The following is a 19,118-nucleotide window of genomic DNA, read 5'->3' on the forward strand; positions in this document are numbered from 1 at the left end:
GGCGGGGAGGTGCCTGGGGGACGGGGCGCAGTGTGGCGGTGCGGCATGACAGGGTCATGACGTGGATCGAGCCAAATGGGCAGGGCACCCGTGCCGGACACGGTTCATCGACTTATGCACATTTGGCCTGAGACGGCACTTTCCGTTCACCATCTCTTGCAGCCCTCATGTGTGCGATGCAATTCGTTGATTAAATGAGCTATTTTTCATGACACTGAGGTTTCGGCTGGGAAAATCGCACAGCGGGTCTGGAGACGGCCTGCATTCCCCACAGAGTTATCCACAGGCTTCTGCACCGCATCGCAGCATGCGCCGCACCGCAACGAAGCCCGGCCGGAACAGTTCGCGTCTGATAGCATTGCCGGTTCCATATCCGTCAGACCTTTACCGTGAAAGAACAGCTGCGCGAACTGCTGCTGCAGGCCATCCGTACCCTGCAGAATGACGCCACCCTGCCCGCCGAGCTCGAAGTGCCCAACTTCGTGATCGAGCGTACGCGCAGCCGCGATCATGGTGACTTCGCTGCCAACGCCGCGATGCTGCTGGCCAAGCCGGCGCGCGCCAAGCCGCGTGAGCTGGCCGAGAAGCTGGTTGCCGCCCTGCCGGCCAACGGGCTCGTGGGCAAGGTCGACATTGCCGGCCCCGGCTTTATCAACTTCTTCCTTGCGCCCGGTGCCTATCACGCCGAAGTGGATCGCGTGCTCGTCGGTGGCAACGCCTACGGCCGCAGCACCAGCGGCAACGGCGTCACGGCTGGCGTGGAGTTCGTCTCCGCCAACCCGACCGGCCCGCTGCACGTGGGGCACGGCCGCAACGCGGTGTTGGGCGACTGCATCGCTCGCGTGCTAGACGCGACCGGCTGGAACGTAAAGCGTGAGTTCTACTACAACGATGCGGGCGTGCAGATCCACAATCTGGCCGTGTCGACGCAGGCCCGTGCGCGCGGCCTCACGCCGAACGACGCCGGCTGGCCGGAAGACGGCTACCGCGGCGACTACATCGCGGACGTGGCGCAGGCTTACTTGAACGGCGACAGCGTCGAGGTGGAAGGCCACGTGGTCACCGGCGCGAAGAACGCCGAGGATCTGGACGCCATCCGTCATTTCGCCGTGGCTTACCTGCGCCGCGAGCAGAACCTGGACTTGGCCGCCTTCGGCGTCGGCTTCGACGTGTACTACCTCGAATCCTCGCTCTACACCGAACGCAAGGTCGAAGAGACCGTCAGCAAGCTGGTCGCCCACGGTCACACCTATGAGGAAGGCGGCGCGCTGTGGCTGCGCAGCACTGACTACGGTGACGACAAAGACCGCGTGATGCGCAAGTCCGACGGCACCTACACGTATTTCGTGCCGGACGTGGCGTACCACATGACCAAGTGGCAGCGCGGCTACGTCAACGCCGTCACCGTGCTCGGCTCCGATCACCACGGCTCGCTGGCCCGCGTGAAGGCCGGCCTGCAGGCGCTGGATGAGGGCATTCCCAAGGGCTACCCGAACTACGTGCTCTACCAGATGGTGACGGTGATGCGCGGCGGCGAAGAGGTGAAGCTCTCCAAGCGCGCTGGCAGCTACCTCACCCTGCGCGACCTGATCGAGGAAGCCGGCCGTGACGCGACCCGCTACTTCCTGATCGCCCGCAAGGCGGACTCGCAGCTCGTGTTCGACATCGACCTGGCCCGCTCGCAGAGCAACGACAACCCGGTCTATTACATCCAGTACGCCCACGCCCGCGTGTGCCGCGTGCTGGAGGAACTGGCCGAGCGTGGCTTGCCCGCCGTGGACACCAAGGCCGGCGTTGCCCAGCTCGGTCGCCTGGACAGCGAGCACGAACAGGCCCTGTTCACCGAACTGTCCCGCTACTCGGAAGTGGTGGAGGCCGCCGCAGCCAATCTGGAACCGCACCTGATCGCGCAATACCTGCGCGAACTCGCCGGCGCGCTTCACAGTTACTATCACGAGCACAAGTGGATCGTGGACGACGCCGAGCTGCGCAACGCGCGCATCACGCTGGTGCTCGCCACGCGCCAGGTCATCCGCAACGGTTTGGATTTGCTGGGACTCAGTGCCCCGGAGAAGATGTAAATGGCAGCACGCAAGGGCAAAGGCCGACAGGCCGTCCGCAACAACAACGGCAGCATGCCGGGTTGGGGCTGGGCTGTTATCGGCATCCTGATCGGTGCGGTGCTGATGTTTGCCATGCGCGGCCACCTGCCCATGGCGCCGAGCCCCAACGAAGGCCCGCAGCCGAACGCACAGGCCACCGCGCAACGCGGCAGCGATGCCGGTGCTGCAGGCAGCGAATCCACCTCCGCCACGGACAACGGCAACACGCCGGCAGCAGCGAAGAAGCCGCAGTACGACTTCTACTCCGTGCTGTCGGAGAAGGAAGTGCGCATCCCCGATGCCGTGATCAGTGCGCAAGCCAAGGCCGAGCAGCAGCAGAAGCAACAGGCCGCGCAGCAGGCGGCGCAGGCCGCTGCCCAGCAGCAAGCACAGGCGGCAGCGCAGAAGCCCGCACCGGGCCCTGCTGCCGTGAGCGAAGCCATCACGCCCGCACCGGAGTCGGCGGTGCATGCCCCGGCACCCACCGCTGCCGCTCCGGCGGCCACACCGGCCAGCAGTGGTTACCTGCTGCAAGTTGGCGCGTTCCCCAGCGCCGCCGACGCCGAAACGCTGAAGGCCAAGCTGGCCATGCAAGGTTTTGTCGCCAACGTGTCGCCGGTGAGCGTCAACGGCCAGACCTACAATCGAGTGCGCCTGGGCCCGTTCCATTCCGCCACGGAACTGGAATCGGCAAAGCAGCGTCTCTCTTCGGCGGGCATCAATGCCATCGCACTGAAGGAAGGTCGCTAAGCAAGCCCGGCATCACGTCGATGCATGTATGAAAAGGCCGCACACCGTGCGGCCTTTTTTATCGACTCAATGAGCAGTGGGTTTGCCGAGGCAAGGCAGCACGACCTGCTTGAACACGGCATCGTCATCGGGCCAGCGAAACGCCACCGTCATCGACCCGCCGCCTTTGGCAGCCGGTACCTCGATGCGCAGGTTGTGGCCGCGCGTAGTGTCCGCTGTCCAGTGACGGACCAATGCATCGTCGAGCGAGAAACCAAACAGAAACGGCGTGCCCGTATCGAAGGGACCACCGTCGCCAAACCAGCCGCCGACCTTGATTCGCACGGGCGCATCGTTGCCACTGGTCACCGTGATGGGCCCGCTGGCCGTCGCATCAGGCCCTTCATAAGGGTCCGTGTCGAAGCCGAGTACCTTGGGATCGAACGTCAGCTCCGCCGAGACATGCGCCGAATCGGTGCGGCAGTTGAAGGCCATCGTCGCATTGGCGTGATAGGTCTTGTAGCTCGCCACGCCCGCCATGCGCGCGCGATACAGCGGCGCCTCCGGCACGGGCTTTTCGTGCAGCCATGCGTTGAACTTGCCTGTGGGAATGGCGCTCTGCGCGAAGGCCGTAGTGCTTGCGCACAGCGCGAGCATGCCAAGATATGCCGTGCTCCAGGTTAAGCATCGGCGTGACGTACGCTGGATGTACTTTCGTTTCATGAGGCAGCGATCCTTTCCTCGGGAACTGGTCGATCGATCCGGCACTGTGCAGGAGACGGCGCGACGACTTTCCTATGGTGCGCCCGAGGCAGCTCATAGGCTGATCGTTACACGGGAAGATGTGTCCGCGTTGATAGTGCCGGCAAACATTAGCAGTCCGGCTACGAAGCGACGATAGCCAGTAGCCCTGCGCCAGCGCGTGATCTTCTACTTGGCCAAAGCATGGCTTTCGTCGCCTGACGGTCTTGATCGTCGAGCACCCAAAGAAAAAGCCGCGCAAATGCGCGGCTTTTCACATACCCCCGCGGACTGTCAGCTTTTGCGCTTCAGCCGAATCAGACCGGAGATGTCGTCGTCGCCATAACCCTGGCTCATCAGTTCCGCATAGTCCGCCAGCGAGCGTTCGATGACATTGCGACTGGTGCCGGCGTTCTCCGCAATGCGACGCACGATGCCGAGATCCTTGTGCAGCAAGCCGAGCTTGAAGCCGACGCTGAACTCGTTACGCAGCATGGTGGCACCGCGCTTTTCAAGGAACCAGTTGCCGGCCGCGCCCGCGCCGAGCGTGGGCAGCAGGCGTTCCGGATCAAGGCCGAGTGCTTCGGCGAGTGCGAGGCCTTCGCACACGCCCTGCGCGATGCCGGCAACGAGCACTTGGTTCACTGCTTTGGTGGCTTGCCCGGCGCCGACGTCACCCAGGTGCGTGACGCGCAACGCGTAGGCTTCCAGCACTGGGCGTGCGCGGTCGAGCACGCCGGCATCACCGCCGACCATCACGGAAAGCTTGCCGTTCTTTGCGCCTTCCACGCCGCCGGACACGGGTGCGTCGAGGAAATGCGCGCCCACCGCCGCCAGCTTGGCCGCGGCCTGCTTGGCGGTATCCGGCGCCACGGTGGAGTGATCCACCACGATGGCGCCTTTCTTCAAATGCGGCGCGAGTGCATCGACGGTGTTGAGCACGTCGGCATCGGCGGTAACGCACAGCGCGATCACGTCGCATTGCTGGGCGATATCCGCCAGTGACGGCGCGGCAACGCCGAGTTCCTTCGCCACCGCATCCGCGTTGGACTGTGTGCGACTGGCGACGGCATGAAGCAGGCCGTGCGCTTTGAGATGGCCGGCCATCGGCGTGCCCATAGCGCCGAGTCCGATAAATGCTGCCTTGAGTGTCATGGATGTTCCTACAGGGTCAATCAATCTTCACAGTGGACGTCATGCGTCACGAAAGGGTGTTCAGGCGCCGGCTTCTCGAACCACTGCGGTTCTTCCAGCGTGCACTGCATGTCTTCCATGCCGCTGCTCCAGTGCTGGCGCATACTGTCGACGCTGAACTCGTAATCCTTGTAGTGCCCTTCGTACGGCTTGTTTCGGTAGATCAGGTGGAACAGGTTCACCACGGCGCTGTTGGAGTAAACCTCCGCCTGACGGTAGGCGTGATGCTTGCGCTGGTCTTCCGGCACTAGCGCCATCAGATCGTGAAGTATGCGCTGCTGGCGCTGGCGTTGCGCCATGTATTCGGTGATCAGGCGCGTGCGGCTGGAGTACTGGATGTCCTTGGCGCGCGATGTGACTTCGGCCAGGTCGCGCGGCACCTCGCCGCGAGAACTCCACAGGTCAACCTGGAAGACCAGCGAGTCACGACACGAGGCATCCGACAGCACTTTGTATAGCGGCGTGTTGGAGACCATGCCGCCGTCCCAGTAGAACTCGCCGTCGATTTCGACGGCTGGGAACCCAGGCGGCAACGCGCCGGACGCCATGAAATGCTCGACGCGAAGCTCGCCCTCGGTGTTGTCGAAGTACGCGAAGTTACCGGTGCGGATATTGACCGCACCCACCGATACGCGCATGGCGGTCTTGTGGTTGATGCGATCGAAATCGACCAGACGTTCCAGCGTGGTCTTCAGCGGCGAGGTGTCGTACCAGCTCGCGGTGGTCGGCGACGCGCGCCACGGCCACAAGGGAAACGGCCGGGGCGTGAAGAAGCCGGGCTGTCCTTCCACCAGTGCGCGCCACGCGGCCCAACCACTCACGCCGTTCTGCCACGGCAACTCCCACGCGCTCGGGTCGAGTGGCGCCGTGGGCCAGACGGGGAACAAGGGTGCGCAGGTGATGGTCTGCCAGAATTCGCGCAGCCGTTCGACGCGATGCTCGGGCGCGTTACCGGCAATGACTGCCGCGTTGAGCGCGCCGATGGAGATGCCGGCGATCCAATTGGGATGGATGCCAGCGGCGTCCAGCGCTTCGTACACGCCGGCCTGATACGCACCCAGCGCGCCACCACCCTGCAGCACCAGGGCGGTGGTTTTGTATTGCTTATGGAGCTGTCGCAGCTGGTCTTGATTGGACAGCTTTGATGCCGGCGAGTTTTTACGGACGTCCATACGCATAAGCCTCGGCTCAGTCAGCCAGATAGTCGTGCACGACGGTGCCCAAGTCGAGCGTCAGGTCAGTAATGAAATGCATCGCGGACTCCACCTTCAGTACCGGCAGCTCGGCCACCGGGGCCAGCGCGTGGGGATGCAGTTCCAGCGCGCCAGGGCCTGTCCAGGCGCCCTTGAGCGTGACATTGGTGGTGTAGTAACGGACCAGCTCGCAGATGCGCGGCGTGCCATCCACGTGCGGGATGATCTTGAGCAGGAAGTTGGGCGCGGCCAGCGAAGCCAGTACGGCCTGCTCATCGGCCGGGCGATGCTTGAAGCCCATGGTGCCCTTGGCCACGCGCACTTTGCCGTAATCAAGCGTGCCGACCAGGGTGTCGATCTCGGTCTCCAGCACGGGGCTGGCGAGTTTCTTGGGAAAGCCCCACAGCTCACGGCCACCGGCGATGGGCGGATGGTCGTTCAGATACATGGAGTGCACGTAACCGCCGTGCTGGCCCTCGAAGCTGACCGGAATGACCTGGCCCGATTCGGTGTAGTCGCCGAAACCGGTGGAGTCGGGCATGCGGATGAACTCGTACTTGACCAGCGGCTCGGTCACTTGCAATGGCTCGGGCACCACGGCGCGCAGCGCATCCATGTCCGTGCGATACGTGATGACAAGAAACTCGCGGTTAACGAAGCGGTAAGGCCCCACGGGAAACGCGGGGCTGGTCAACGGCATGGCGAAGGCGTTGGCCTTCACGTCGGCAATCTTCATGGCAGCAGTGCTCCTGGCAGCCCGCCCGCACAGCGCATGCTGGCCCGCGCGGACCGGTATCGATGAGATACAGCGGGTGACCCCGCCCGGCTTCGCCGGACGGGGCGTGGCGACTTACTGCATGTACCAGCCGTGGCTCACGACGATGGACTGCCCCGTGAGTGCCGCCGACGGGAACGTGGCGAGGTAAAGCGCCGTCTGCGCGATGTCGTCCACCGTGGTGAACACGCCATCGACGGTGTCCTTGAGCATGACGTTCTTGATCACGTCGGCCTCGCTGATGCCCAGCTCTTTGGCTTGCTCGGGAATCTGCTTTTCCACCAGCGGCGTACGCACGAAGCCGGGGCAGATCACGTGCGAGCGCACGTTGTGAGCGGCGCCTTCCTTCGCCAGCGTGCGGGCCAAGCCCAGCAGGCCGTGCTTGGCGGCGACATAGGCGGACTTGAGCTTGGACGCTTCGTGGGAATGCACCGAACCCATGTAGATCACGATGCCACCGCGATCGTCCTTGTACATGTGCTTGAGTGCGGCACGTGTGGTGAGGAAGCCACCGTCGAGGTGGATGGCGAGCATCTTCTTCCAGTCGGCGTAGGCGAACTGGTCGATCGGGTTGATGATCTGGATGCCGGCGTTGGAGATCAGGATATCCAGGTGACCGAACTCGGCAACGACTTTGTCGGTACCGGCGTTGACGGCAGCTTCGTCCGTCACGTCCATGGCAACGCCGATGGCCTTGCCGCCTGCCGCATTGATCTCGGCTGCGGCAGCATCAGCTGCCTGTTGGTTGATATCGGCGATGGCTACCGCCGCGCCATTCTTGGCGTAGAGCTCGGCAATTGCCTTGCCCAGGCCGCTGGCTGCGCCAGTGATGAGTGCCACCTTGCCGTCGAGACTTGCCATAACCACTCCTTTCGATGGGGATCGGGGGAAAGCAAAAACGGAATCAGGTTGTAGGCTGCGCGGCCTGTCCGTCTAGACGGACAGGCTGACACAGCTTGTAGGCGCGCATCCATGCGACGAATGGACAGCTTGAGCGCTGCCTCGCTCGTAACCGTTTAGTGCGCGCCTTCAGACAGGTAGGTATAGCCGGTCAATCCTTCGTTCAATGTGACGAATAGCTGCTCTGCCGACTCGCCTTCCACACCGGCCGCGGCGATGCGCTCGCGGTAGCTGTGACGCAGGGCGTCGAGGTCGTAGCCAACGTAATCAAGCATCAGGTCGGTGGTGTCGCCACGACGCTTGTGCGCGAAAACATACGAATCGCCATCGACGCGCACGTTCACCGCGTCGGTGTCGCCAAATAGATTGTGGATGTCGCCCAGCGTTTCCTGGTACGCGCCGACCATGAAGATGCCGAGGCGGTAGCTCTCGTCTTCCTTCAGCGCATGCAGCGGCAAGCTCACGTCTACACCTTCGGCATCAACGTAATCGTCGATGCGGCCATCGGAGTCGCAGGTGAGGTCGACGATGACGCCACGGCGCGTGGGCTCTTCGTTCAAGCGCGCGATGGGGGCGATCGGGAAGATCTGGTCAATGGCCCAGATGTCCGGCACGGATTCAAACACGGAGAAGTTGACGAAATACTTGTCGACGAGCTTCTCGTCGAGTTCGTCCATCGCCTGGCGATGCGAGCGCTCGGCGGGCAACAGGCGCGTGCGCACGGCATTGGTGATGGCGTAGTACATGTCATCGAGGCGCGCACGGTCTTCCAGATTCAGCTGGCCGAGTGCGTACAGCGTCTGGCCTTCGGCAAGGTGGTGCTGCGCTTCGTGAAACAGTTCCAGCGCGGGGCGCTGGTCCAACTCGTCCCAGGTTTCGCGCAGGCGGCGCAGCACGGCCGGCTCGTGTTCGTGCGCGTACGGGATGTTGCCGACGGGCACTTCTTCTACCTCGGTAACGTTCACCACCATCACGGCGTGGTGCGCGGTCATGGCTCGGCCCGCTTCGGTGATGATGTGCGGCGCGGGCAGGTTGGCTTCCGCGACGGCTTCAGCCAGCGACTGCACGATGGTGGAGGCGTACTGCTCGATCGAATAATTGATGGAGTTGTGGCTGCGTGAGCGCGAGCCTTCGTAATCCACACCGAGGCCACCGCCGACGTCGACGATGTCCAGCGGCACGCCGAAACGCTTGAGCTCCACGAAGTAGCGCGTGGCTTCACGCATGCCGTTGGCGATGTCGCGCACGTTGGAAATCTGCGAACCCATGTGGAAGTGCTGCAGCTTCAGCGTGTGCTTGAGGCCGGCCCGATCCAGGCGCTCCACCAGCGTGAGTACTTGGCTGGGTGACAGACCGAACTTGCCCTTGTCGCCGCCGGTGTTCTGCCACTTGCCCGCGCCGATGGAGGCCAGGCGCACGCGCACGCCGAGCAGGGGCTCGACGCCCAGTGCCTTGGATTCGGTGAAGACGTGATCAAGCTCGGACAGCTTCTCAATCACGATATGCACGCGCAGCCCGAGCTTGCGGCCGATCAGCGCGAGGCGGATGTATTCGCGGTCTTTGTAGCCGTTGCAGATCACGATGCTGCCGGGGCGTGCCATCGCCAGCACGGCCATCAGCTCCGGCTTGGAGCCGGCTTCTAGGCCGAAGCCGTGCTCGCCTGCGGCGACCAGCTCGCCGGCCACGCCGCGCTGCTGGTTCACCTTGATCGGATAGACGGCCGTATAGCCACCCTCGTAGCTCCATTCGCCGATGGCCTTGGCGAACGCATCCTGCAAACGCTTCAAACGGTCGGCGAGGATGTCCGGGAAGCGCACGAGCAGCGGCAGCCGCAGGCCTTCGGCACGGGCGCGGTCCACGATGGCCGGCAGCGACAGGGCCGGGCCCTTGGCGCCGTGCGGACGCATCACGATATGGCCAGCGTCGTTGACGTCAACGTAGCCATCGCTCCAATGCGGGATGGCGTAGGTATGGCGGGCAGCGTCGATGTTCCAGTGCTTCGACATGGAGGGTTCCTTGTTCTGCGGGTGTAACACCCTGGACATGTCGTCGCAGCGGCGAGCCTTGACGAAACAAAGCCGGCTGGCCGGAAGCCTCGCACGCCGCGGGGCCAGGCCGACTTAAGAACCGCGGGCAAGCTGGCGCGGCGGTTCGGACGGCTATTGTAACGGCCTCTTGTGACAATGTGCCTAAGATTAGTGTCCTCGGCCGCCCCGGGACCCCGTTCGGCTACAATTCCGGTTCTTTGAACCCATCGATCGTCAGGAACATCCCCATGTCGCAGCACCCTAGCTGGTTCACCGAAGCCCACCAGGCCTCCGGCTCCTCCATTGGTTACCGCGTGGAGAAGCTGCTGCACGCCGAGAAGACCCCGTTCCAGACCATCGAGATCTACCAGACCACCGATTGGGGCAACCTGATGGTGATCGACGGTTGCGTGATGCTGACCAGCCGCGACAACTTCCTCTATCACGAGATGATGACCCACCCGGCGTTGTTCACCCATGCGCGCGCCAAGCGCGTGGTGATCATCGGCGGCGGTGACTGCGGCACGCTGCGTGAAGTGCTCAAGCACGAAGAAGTGGAGCACGCCGTGCAGGTGGAGATCGACGAGCGCGTGACGCGCCTCGCCGAGCAGTACTTCCCGGAGCTGTGCGAATCCAACAACGACCCGCGCGCCGAGCTGCTGTTCATTGACGGCATCAAGTACATGGCCGAAGCGGAGCCGGAATCGCTGGATCTGATCATCGTCGACTCGACCGACCCGGTCGGCCCGGCCGAAGGCCTGTTCAACGCCGCCTTCTACGCCAGCTGCTACAAGGCCCTGCGCCACGGCGGCATCCTGGTGCAGCAGTCGGAATCGCCGATTGCTCACCTGGAGCTGATCAAGTCCATGCGCTCGGCCATGCGTACGGCCGGTTTCACCGCGGTGAAGACCCTGCCGTTCCCGCAGCCGTGCTACCCCACCGGCTGGTGGAGCTGCACCATGGTGCGCAAGGGCGGCGACCTAGCCGGCTTCCGCGAGCGCGGCGCGCTGAGCAAGAACTTCCCGACCCGTTACTACAACGCCGATATCCACAAGGCGGCGCTGGCGCAGCCGGAATTCATGCGCGAAGCGCTGGGCGAGTAAGTCCACCTGTTCCAACGAAAGCCCGGCGTGGTCTCCGTGCCGGGCTTTTTTGTGCCTGCTGCAATGCCTCAGTTGTTCAGAACAACGTCTGCCGTGCCTTGGGCATCAGCACCAGCACCAGCGTGGCCAGCGGGCCGAACACCAGTGACAGCAGGAACCACAACAGGCCGCTACGGTTCTTGCCCTGGGCCAGACCGGCGTTGATCAGCGCCAACGTGCCCCAGCCGACGAACCAAGGGGCGGCGCGGCCGTCGGCCAAAAAAGAAATGTCGTTCACGTAGTCTTCTCCTGTGCTGCGCAGGATGACGTGTCACCCCGGGGCGTCGCAAAGCGGCCATGCTAACAAGGCTGGGCGCGTTCTCCCGTCCCACCCGTCCAGCGGATCAGGCGAGCTTAATCCTTGGGCGTTATCCTGATTGTTGGCTTTGTGTAAGGACCACTCGATGCTTGGACGCCGCCTCCTCCCGTTCGCCCTGCTGCTGGCCGCGATTTCCGGCCCCGCTTTGGCGGCCAAAACGCCCGCCAATCCCGATCTGCAGGCGGATCGGCACAAGGCGCTGGTGCAGTATCAAAAGGACCTGGTCAGCGTGACCGCTCCGCAGGCGGACCCGCTGCCGCTGATGGGCGCCGCCCTGCTGGCTCGGCCGCTGCAGGATCAGCCGGACTTCAACAGCTATCACGCCCTGATCGACCGGGCCTCGGCGGCCGAAGGCGCAGGCCCGGAGATCAGCTGGGTCCGCCTGAGCGACTGCGATGCCAAGGGCGATGACTGCCCCAATACCAACGCGCTGGCCAAGCTGGTGCAGCAGGCGCCAGACAACGCGGCCGTATGGCTGCTCAAGCTGGGCCAGGACATCCGCGACGGCAAGAACGACGACGCCCGCCAGGATCTGGCCAAGGCCGCCTCGGCCAAGGCCTATGACGACTACACCGGCGCCACCCTGAAGGCGCTGGCCAACGCCGTGACCACCCTGCCCCCACCGGCCAATGTGGTGGGCCCGCTGTCGGCCATGAACGGCGCCGACGTACAGCTGACCCTCGTGTTCGGCCTGGCCGAAGGCCAACCCCAGCCCGCGCTGCAGGCCACCTCGCGGCTGTGCGAGGACAACGCCGACAAAGCCAGCGTGAAGGCCGACTGCCTCAAGCTGGGCAAGCTGCTGGAATGGGGCTCCAGCCCGTTGGCCCGCTCGTTGGGCCTGCACCTGCGTGAAGTGCTGGCTGACGATCCGGCTCAGCAGGAAGACGCCAAGCACCTGCGCCGCAACCTGGTGTGGCAGGTGCAGAGCTTCTCGCAGCTCTCCCTGCGCGCCAAGGGCGACACGGCCGTTGCCCAGCACCTGCTGAAGCTGGCCCGCTCGGGCGGCACACAAATGAGCCTGGTGCTGACCGCCCTGCATGACTTCAACATGCCGGTGGACGCACCATCCGACTGGGATCCGTCCAAGGCGGGCTGATCCTGTGGATGCAACGCAAGCGCGAACATCGTTTCGCGACGTTCGTGCTTGCGCTCGCTCCCCGACCATCGTGTAGGCTGAGTCCCGGCTTGGACACTGGGGCGGCATCATGCTGACGGTACTGGTAGCAAGCAGCAAAGGCGGTTGCGGCAAGAGCACGCTGGTCACGCAACTAGCCTCTCACTGGGCGCAGGATGGCAAGCACACGGCCATCGTCGACGCCGACCGGCAACAATCCGGCTTTCGCTGGGCGGCCAACCGCCCCGACAACGTTCCTGGCGTGCTGGCCATCGAAGGTGGCCGCAGAGCGCTGGAAAAACTCCCGCCCGATACGCAACGCGTGCTGATCGACACGCCGGCCGGCTCGCAAGAGCGCGACCTGGAGCCTTATCTGGAAAAGGCGGACGTGGTGCTGGTACCCGTACTGCCGTCAACCTTCGATCTCGATGCCACGTTCGGTTTCCTGGAGGAACTCCGCCAGGTCAACCGCATCAAACGGGGGAAGCTGCCCGTTGGACTGGTCGGCAACCGTCTCAAGCCGTGGACCAACGCCAGCCAGGACGCCATGAACCAACTCACCGAGCAGGCGCCGTTTCCGCTAGTGGCACAACTGCGGGACAGCCAGGCCTATGTGTTGCTGGCTGCCCTCGGCAAGGGCATCTTTGATTACGCTTCGGAAAACGTCCGAAGCCACCAGGAGGACTGGAAACACCTCCTGCGCTGGATCAAACGCCAGCATTGATTGTGTGCCACAAAGTGGCACTAACTGGGAGCCAAACATGCACGAACTCATCCTGTTGCGACACGCCGAAGCTCAGCCGGCCACCTCCGGAGCCAACGATCAGAACCGGCGCCTGAGCGGGCGCGGAGAGCAAGAGGCGAAGGCCGCCGGAAAGTGGCTGGCGTCGCACGGGGTAAAGGTCGACCGCGTGCTGTGTTCGCCGTCCGAACGCACCCGCGCCACTGCCGAACTCGCGCTCAACGCTTACGGCAAGGCGCCGGCCACCGAGTTTGCCGATGACATCTACGAGGCCACGCCCGGCGAGCTGCTGGCCCTGCTCGACCAGTACGGCGATGCCGGCACGGTGATGCTGGTAGGGCACAACCCCGGCATCGAACGGCTGGTGGCGCTGTTGGTCGAGGGCCGCTCCGACGAGTTCCGCGGCATGCCGCCCGCCGGCTTGGCCGTGCTTCACCTCAACGGCACGCTCGAACCCGGCAATGCGCGTTTGGATGCTTTCTGGTCCCCATGACGTTGCCTATCGCTAGCTGTTGCCTGCTGCTGTTGCTGCTGATCATGCAGCCGGCGCAGGCAGCGGACTACCGTATCGACCCCGCACGATCCCACGCCGATTTCGGCGTCAGGCTGTTCTGGCTTAGCCAGATCAGCGGCCGCTTCGAGGAAATCGACGGTGACGTGACCCTGAGCCAGCTGCATGACACCGCCACCGTCGATGCCCGCATCACCGTGGACAGCATCCACATGGGATCGGACCGCATTCGCCGTTGGGTGCTGACGCCAGAATTTTTCGACGCATCGCGCTTTCCTTCGATCCGGTTTGTTTCCGAACCCATTTCGCTGGCGATGCTGGAGAAGGGTGGCGACCTCGGCGGCACGCTGACCCTGCGTGGCGTGACCAAGCCGGCGCATTTCGAAGTGCTTCCCTCCCACTGCCCGCTGGAAGCACCGCAAGAGTGTGTGATCTCCGTACGCGGCACGATCCAGCGCAGCGATTTCGGTATGAGCGGTCATCGCACGGCCATTTCCGACCAGGTGCAGCTGGGCATGATGATCAGCCTGGACTACGCCCGGCGTTAAGCAGGAATAGGAACGTTCTCCCGTATCATCCGGCGATGCGCCAGCGCTGGATCGCCGTCTCCCTTTTGCTTGTAGCGATCCTGATTCTGTCGGGATGTAGTGTGTCGCCCACACGCATCCGCCGCGCCGACGCCGTCGTAGCGAGCGACACGCAACGCCAGCTCAACTGCGACCGGGAAGATCACTGCCCCGTCGACTCACCACTGCTCGACGCCGCTCAACAAGCGATGGCCGACTCCACGCCCAACGAACCGGTGCATGTGGTGACGCTACTCAACGACAGCGAAGCGGCGATGGTCGCGCGGCTCAATCTGATCCGCGCTGCCCAGCACAGCATCGACGTGCAGACCTACATCTGGGATCAAGACGACGCCGGCCAACTGATGCTCAACGAGCTGATCAAGGCGGCGCAGCGCGGCGTGAAGGTGCGCATCCTGGCCGACCAGTTGTTCTCGTTTGGTGACCCCGTGCTGCTGGAACGCCTCGCCACGGTGCACCAGAACCTGGAGATACGCCTCTACAACCCGACGTTCCACAAAGCGCAGACCTCGGTGGCGGAGTTCAGCGCGAGCATCGTGTGCTGCTTCATGACGTTCAACCAACGCATGCACAACAAGTTGCTGCTGGTGGACAACCTGATCGGCATCACCGGCGGACGCAACTACCAGGACCGTTACTTCGACTGGGATAACGACTTCGACTACGTCGATCGTGACGTGATGGTGGGCGGGCCCGCAGCACGCAAGATGGCGACAAGTTTCGAGACCTTCTGGAAGCACAAGCGCTCAACGCCGCTCACGCATCTGAGCGATGTAAACCGCCGACTGCTGGACGACAACCATCCCGGCCCACTGCCCGAGCCCCACTACGCCCATCCGCAGCGCGTTGCGCGTGTGCAGGAGGAAGCCGGCGACGGCGGCTGGATCGACGACGTGCTGGTGTCCGACACGCTGCGCACGGGTCGCGTCGACTTCTTCAGCGACCTGCCCGCCAAGACGGACCAACCGGACAAGCGCAGCGCCCACGAATTCACCGCGCATCTCATGCGCATGGTCGGCGCCGCGCAACACGAGGTGGTGTTGCAGACGCCGTACCTGGTGATGAGCGATCGCGCCAACGCCATCTTCGAGCGGCTGCACAAGAGCGATTCGCCACCGCGCATCGTGGTGTCGACCAACTCGCTCGCGTCCACCGATGCCTTCGCGGTGTATGCGCTCTCGTACAAGCACCGCAAGCGCTACCTCAAGGATTTCGGCTTCGAGATCTACGAGATGAAGCCGCGCGCGGAAGGACCGGCGGAAGACAACGCCGAATCGGCGGCCGACGACGGCCCGCCGCCGCCCTTGCAGGGCGGCGCAACCCCGCCACGCCACGTCGGCAACGAGCGTGGCCTGCTCGGCAGCCGCGGCAGCGGTCGCCGCAACCGCCCTGCGCCACTGACCACGCCGGGCCGCCGCTTCGGCCTGCATGCCAAATCCATTGTGGTGGACGACGACTTCGCCATGGTCGGCTCGCACAACTTCGATCCGCGCTCAGACCACTACAACACTGAAGCGGGTGTCATCGTTTACGACGCACGCTTTGCCAACGAACTGCGCGACAGCATCCTGCGCGACACGCAGCCGGAGAACGCATGGGTGATCGCGCCGCGCCAGCAGAGCCGCCTGAGCATGGCCATCGGCGATGTCTCCGCTAGCCTGCCGGTGTTCGACCTGTGGCCCTACCGCTACGCCACCGGCTACGACCTCAAAGCGGGTTGCACGCCAATGCGCCCCAGTGATCCGGGCTTCTTGAGCTGCTACACGCCGGTTGGCGATTTCCCCGATGTCGATGTGTCGCCCAAGCTGATCTACACGCGTTTGATCACAGCGTTTGGCGCAGGCGTGCAAGGCGTGCTCTGACCCTGCGCTTCTACCGAGACGGTGCAGGTGTGTCGTCGAATCGCATTACCAGCCGGCCGCTCAAGCCATCGGGATGATCACCCGGCACCGCGAATCGCCAGCGTGCCACCGTGCGCAGAGCACGCTCGTCCAGCTCTGCATTGCCGCTGGATTCGCCCACGGCGGCATGATCAACGCGGCCGTCACCATCGACAGTGAGCTGCAACACCACGCGCCCGCTGGCAAAGGCCGTCCGCTGCAACCACGATGCGGCCAGCGGCGGCATCTCGACGGGCGTCAGCATGGGCTGGGTTTCTTCAGGGCGTAGAGGCGCCGACGTCGCCACCGCCACGTGGCCGGAAGGCGCAGGCGGGCGCGAATGACGTCGCAGCATCATGCGTACCTTGTCGGTGCGCGAAGCGGGCGTGCCCGGTGGCCCCGCCCAGTCGCCGGTGAGTGTGCTCAGCCACGCCGTACCGGCCACACCGATCGCCAGCGCGAGCAGGCTCAGGCTGACGGTGGTGCGCAGACGAAACATCGGAAGGACGGTGACGAGCGAACCCGCTCAGCGTTCGAGGATGGCGGTGACGCCCATGCCGCCGGCAGTGCAGATGGAGATCAGGCCGCGACCCGAACCCTTCTGCTCGAGCAGCTTGGCCAACGTGGCGACCACACGTGCTCCGGTGGCCGCGAACGGATGACCCGTGGCGAGACTGGAACCGTTGACGTTGAGCTTGCTCGGATCGATCGCGCCCAGCGGCTGGTCAAGGCCGAGGCGCTGCTTGCAGTAGTCGGCGCTTTCCCACGCGCGCAGCGTGCACAGCACCTGCGCCGCAAAAGCTTCGTGGATCTCGTAGAAATCGAAGTCCTGCAGCGTGAGCCCATGGCGGGCCAGCATGCGCGGCACGGCGACGGTGGGCGCCATCAGCAGGCCTTCGCCGTGCACGAAATCGACCGCGGCGACTTCCGCATCACGGAACCACGCCTGCACCTTCAGGCCGCGCTTGGCTGCCCACTCCTCGGTGCCCAGCAACACGGCAGCCGCGCCGTCGGACAGACCGGTGGAGTTACCCGCCGTGAGCGTGCCGTGGCCGGAAGACTTGTCGAAGGCCGGCTTCAGTGAAGCCAGTTTGTCCATGGTGCTGTCCGGACGCAGGAAGCCATCGCGTTTCAAACCGCGGAAAGGCACCACCAGATCATCGAAGAAACCGGCTTCATAGGCGGCGGCGAGCTTGTAGTGGCTGTCCAGCGCCAGCTGGTCTTGCGGCTGGCGCGCGATGTGCCATTCCTTGGCCATCTTTTCGCAGTGGTCACCCATCGACATACCGGTGCGCGGCTCGGCCACGCCCGGGAACGCCGGCTTGAGTTCCTTCAGCGAGAAACCCTGGGTAGCGGCACGCAGCTTGTCCTGCCAGCTCTTGGCGCGGTTCATGGCAAGCAGGCGCTTGCGCAGACGCTCGCCCAGCACGATCGGCACGTCGCTGGTGGTGTCCGAACCGCCGGCAATGCCAGCCTCGATCTGCCCGGTGGCGATCTTGTTGGCGATGATGATCGCGTTGTCCAGCGAGGTACCGCAGGCACGGGCCGTGGTGATGGCCGGCGTGGTGGGCGCCAGGCCCGAGGACAGCACCGCCTCGCGAGCCAGATTCCACTCGGACGAGTGCTTGATCACCGCACCCATGGCCACTTCGCCCAGCTCCTGGCCATGCAGGCCATACCGCTCCACCAGCGACCCAAGCACCTTCACCGACATGCCGAAATTACCGACGTCGGCGTAGGCAGTGTTGTTACGGCAGAACGGGATACGTACGCCGCCGATCACACCGACGCGCTTGAGCGTGTTTTCCATGGCTGGAGCAGTCCAAGATCTGAAAAAGCCGAGTCGTCAAGGCTAACCCGCTCTGATACGGCGCGGAAGCCCAAAACCCCTCAAATGCTAGAATTCAGTTCTTTACTGTTCGGGTTCGTGATCCGTGGAAGCACAAACGCTCGTCGCCCTCCCCGCGGTCCTCGCGCTGGAGCTGTCCGCCGGGGACACGCCCCCACGCCGCACGCTGAGCCGCGACGAAGCCGCCGAGCTGGCGGCGCTGATCGCCGCCGACCTGCATACGCTGGTCCCTCAGGTGGATGAAGCCCGCCTTGCCGTGGCCGGTGCGTTGTTCGACACCGTGGAGCTGCTGCGACCCGGCTTCCCCGTGTGGGCCACGCTGGACGAACTGGCCCGTCGCGTACCGCGCGGCCATCTTGAGAACGTGGTGGCCTTTGGCACCCACGAAGGCCACATGCCCGCCCAGCCGCTGGAACCGGAGGCCGCGTTTGCCGATGGCCCCATGCGCCTGCTACCGCTGTCGCTGCTCGCGCCCGAAGCGCTGGCCGAAAGCCTGGCGGAGAAGCTGGAAGTGGAGCTGGTGGGTCGCGGCGAAGCCGGCGCCCGTACCGCCGACTGGCTGATGCGCACACTGGGCGTGCGCCTGGAACACGTACGCTACCTCAGCCGCAACGATCTGCTTGCGCTGACTTGCGTGCAATACGAGCACGTCAACCTCGCGCCGCTATGGACGCTGCTGGAAGCCGCCCTGCTCACGCCGTATCGCGACGAATCCACGCTGAGCGCGCGCGGCCTCGCGCTGCGCTATCACGATGGCAAGGTCGAAGCGCAGTCGCCTGCAGCGTGGCTTCGTGGCCAGTCCGGCGACATCAGCCAGCGCGCTCACGATTTCGCTGGCGCAGTATTTGAGCTGCGCCAGTACGCCGCGCTGCTCGATGCGCATCACCTGCCACTCACATTGACCGATGGCGAAGCCACCCCCGGTTACTTGCTTGAGACTTTCGGCGACACCGACGCGGGTTACGACGCACCCGCGCTCTATGCCCACGAAGCGCCCGGGTTGGGTGTCGTGGCAGTGACCTTAGCGCAGCGCGGCGATGGTGGTCGCGCGCGCGTCCTCGCGCACGGCTATCCCTTGCATCCCAAGGCATTGGGCCCGCTCGTGGCCCAACTGTCCGACCGCTACGGCATCTCACCGGATCTGCACGCACTGGGTTGCATCCTGTTAGACGCGGAAGGTCAGCTGGGGGCGCCTGCCGAGGCACTGCACTGAAGCGCTGCATAAAGGATTAACGCGACCCGGCGCAACACGGCCGGGACCACTGCACGGCCGGCCTCACTTAGCGCATGATGCGACGATGAGGCGCGGGGGT

Annotated in this window: 18 protein-coding genes; 9 read left to right on the plus strand and 9 right to left on the minus strand. The window is 64.4% G+C overall.

Annotated features, from left to right (window positions below):
- Nucleotides 1-389 precede the first annotated feature (389 nt).
- Both argS and DyAD56_RS10675 read left to right on the plus strand, forming a co-directional pair.
- Nucleotides 390-2,081 (plus strand): arginine--tRNA ligase, encoded by a 1,692-nt coding sequence (argS, locus tag DyAD56_RS10670; RefSeq protein ID WP_102302751.1) that lies wholly within the window; start codon nucleotides 390-392, stop codon nucleotides 2,079-2,081.
- Entirely contained in the window at nucleotides 2,082-2,852 is a 771-nt protein-coding gene (locus DyAD56_RS10675) for an SPOR domain-containing protein (protein ID WP_102302752.1), read from the plus strand.
- A 66-nt stretch (nucleotides 2,853-2,918) separates the two neighbouring features.
- Here the strand turns inward: DyAD56_RS10675 and DyAD56_RS10680 are convergent, their stop codons facing one another.
- The 6 genes from DyAD56_RS10680 to speA all read right to left on the minus strand — a co-directional run bounded on the left by DyAD56_RS10680 (nucleotide 2,919) and on the right by speA (nucleotide 9,640).
- The gene (locus DyAD56_RS10680) at nucleotides 2,919-3,554 is read right to left on the minus strand and encodes a hypothetical protein (protein WP_146010480.1); all 636 of its coding nucleotides are present in this window, start codon (nucleotides 3,552-3,554) and stop codon (nucleotides 2,919-2,921) included.
- A gap of 312 nt (nucleotides 3,555-3,866) precedes the next feature.
- A complete protein-coding gene (locus tag DyAD56_RS10685; RefSeq protein WP_102302754.1) occupies nucleotides 3,867-4,727 on the minus strand; it encodes an NAD(P)-dependent oxidoreductase in 861 nt (286 codons plus the stop codon).
- A 20-nt stretch (nucleotides 4,728-4,747) separates the two neighbouring features.
- Nucleotides 4,748-5,938 (minus strand): patatin-like phospholipase family protein, encoded by a 1,191-nt coding sequence (locus DyAD56_RS10690; protein ID WP_102302788.1) that lies wholly within the window; start codon nucleotides 5,936-5,938, stop codon nucleotides 4,748-4,750.
- A 16-nt stretch (nucleotides 5,939-5,954) separates the two neighbouring features.
- Entirely contained in the window at nucleotides 5,955-6,695 is a 741-nt protein-coding gene (locus tag DyAD56_RS10695; RefSeq protein ID WP_102302755.1) for an acetoacetate decarboxylase, read from the minus strand.
- 114 nt (nucleotides 6,696-6,809) lie between these two features.
- Nucleotides 6,810-7,595: a 3-hydroxybutyrate dehydrogenase gene (locus DyAD56_RS10700; protein WP_102302756.1), complete on the minus strand. Its 786-nt coding sequence runs from the start codon at nucleotides 7,593-7,595 to the stop codon at nucleotides 6,810-6,812.
- Between the two features lie 155 nt (nucleotides 7,596-7,750).
- On the minus strand, nucleotides 7,751-9,640 hold the full coding sequence (gene speA / locus DyAD56_RS10705) for a biosynthetic arginine decarboxylase (protein ID WP_102302757.1): 1,890 nt from the start codon (nucleotides 9,638-9,640) through the stop codon (nucleotides 7,751-7,753).
- 269 nt (nucleotides 9,641-9,909) lie between these two features.
- On the opposite strand from speA, the gene speE reads away from it, so the two are divergent.
- Nucleotides 9,910-10,764, plus strand: coding sequence for a polyamine aminopropyltransferase (gene speE / locus DyAD56_RS10710; RefSeq protein WP_102302758.1), 855 nt, complete (start codon nucleotides 9,910-9,912; stop codon nucleotides 10,762-10,764).
- A gap of 76 nt (nucleotides 10,765-10,840) precedes the next feature.
- On the opposite strand, the gene DyAD56_RS10715 is transcribed toward speE, so the two are convergent.
- Complete coding sequence (locus DyAD56_RS10715; protein WP_102302759.1) at nucleotides 10,841-11,041, minus strand: antitermination protein NusB; 201 nt, start codon at nucleotides 11,039-11,041, stop codon at nucleotides 10,841-10,843.
- A 166-nt stretch (nucleotides 11,042-11,207) separates the two neighbouring features.
- Between DyAD56_RS10715 and DyAD56_RS10720 the strand changes: the two genes are divergently transcribed.
- The 5 genes from DyAD56_RS10720 (at nucleotide 11,208) to DyAD56_RS10740 (ending at nucleotide 15,938) form a co-directional block, all read left to right on the plus strand.
- Nucleotides 11,208-12,218, plus strand: coding sequence for a hypothetical protein (locus tag DyAD56_RS10720; RefSeq protein ID WP_102302760.1), 1,011 nt, complete (start codon nucleotides 11,208-11,210; stop codon nucleotides 12,216-12,218).
- A 109-nt stretch (nucleotides 12,219-12,327) separates the two neighbouring features.
- Nucleotides 12,328-12,960, plus strand: coding sequence for a ParA family protein (locus DyAD56_RS10725; RefSeq protein WP_102302761.1), 633 nt, complete (start codon nucleotides 12,328-12,330; stop codon nucleotides 12,958-12,960).
- A 37-nt stretch (nucleotides 12,961-12,997) separates the two neighbouring features.
- The gene (locus DyAD56_RS10730) at nucleotides 12,998-13,471 is read left to right on the plus strand and encodes a histidine phosphatase family protein (protein ID WP_102302762.1); all 474 of its coding nucleotides are present in this window, start codon (nucleotides 12,998-13,000) and stop codon (nucleotides 13,469-13,471) included.
- The gene (locus DyAD56_RS10735; protein ID WP_102302763.1) at nucleotides 13,468-14,037 is read left to right on the plus strand and encodes a YceI family protein; all 570 of its coding nucleotides are present in this window, start codon (nucleotides 13,468-13,470) and stop codon (nucleotides 14,035-14,037) included. Before DyAD56_RS10730 ends, DyAD56_RS10735 begins: the two co-directional genes overlap by 4 nt.
- Before the next feature lie 35 nt (nucleotides 14,038-14,072).
- Entirely contained in the window at nucleotides 14,073-15,938 is a 1,866-nt protein-coding gene (locus DyAD56_RS10740) for a phospholipase D family protein (RefSeq protein ID WP_102302764.1), read from the plus strand.
- 10 nt (nucleotides 15,939-15,948) lie between these two features.
- On the opposite strand, the gene DyAD56_RS10745 is transcribed toward DyAD56_RS10740, so the two are convergent.
- Together DyAD56_RS10745 and DyAD56_RS10750 are read right to left on the minus strand one after the other, a co-directional pair.
- Entirely contained in the window at nucleotides 15,949-16,455 is a 507-nt protein-coding gene (locus DyAD56_RS10745) for an energy transducer TonB (RefSeq protein ID WP_102302765.1), read from the minus strand.
- Nucleotides 16,456-16,482: 27 nt separating this feature from the next.
- Nucleotides 16,483-17,766, minus strand: coding sequence for an acetyl-CoA C-acetyltransferase (locus DyAD56_RS10750; protein WP_102302766.1), 1,284 nt, complete (start codon nucleotides 17,764-17,766; stop codon nucleotides 16,483-16,485).
- A gap of 124 nt (nucleotides 17,767-17,890) precedes the next feature.
- Here DyAD56_RS10750 and DyAD56_RS10755 point away from each other — a divergent pair, with 124 nt between their 5' ends.
- Nucleotides 17,891-19,018, plus strand: coding sequence for a hypothetical protein (locus DyAD56_RS10755; protein ID WP_102302767.1), 1,128 nt, complete (start codon nucleotides 17,891-17,893; stop codon nucleotides 19,016-19,018).
- Nucleotides 19,019-19,118 lie beyond the last annotated feature (100 nt).

Origin of the sequence: Dyella sp. AD56 (assembly GCF_002878475.1) — a bacterium.
Taxonomy (GTDB): domain Bacteria; phylum Pseudomonadota; class Gammaproteobacteria; order Xanthomonadales; family Rhodanobacteraceae; genus Dyella.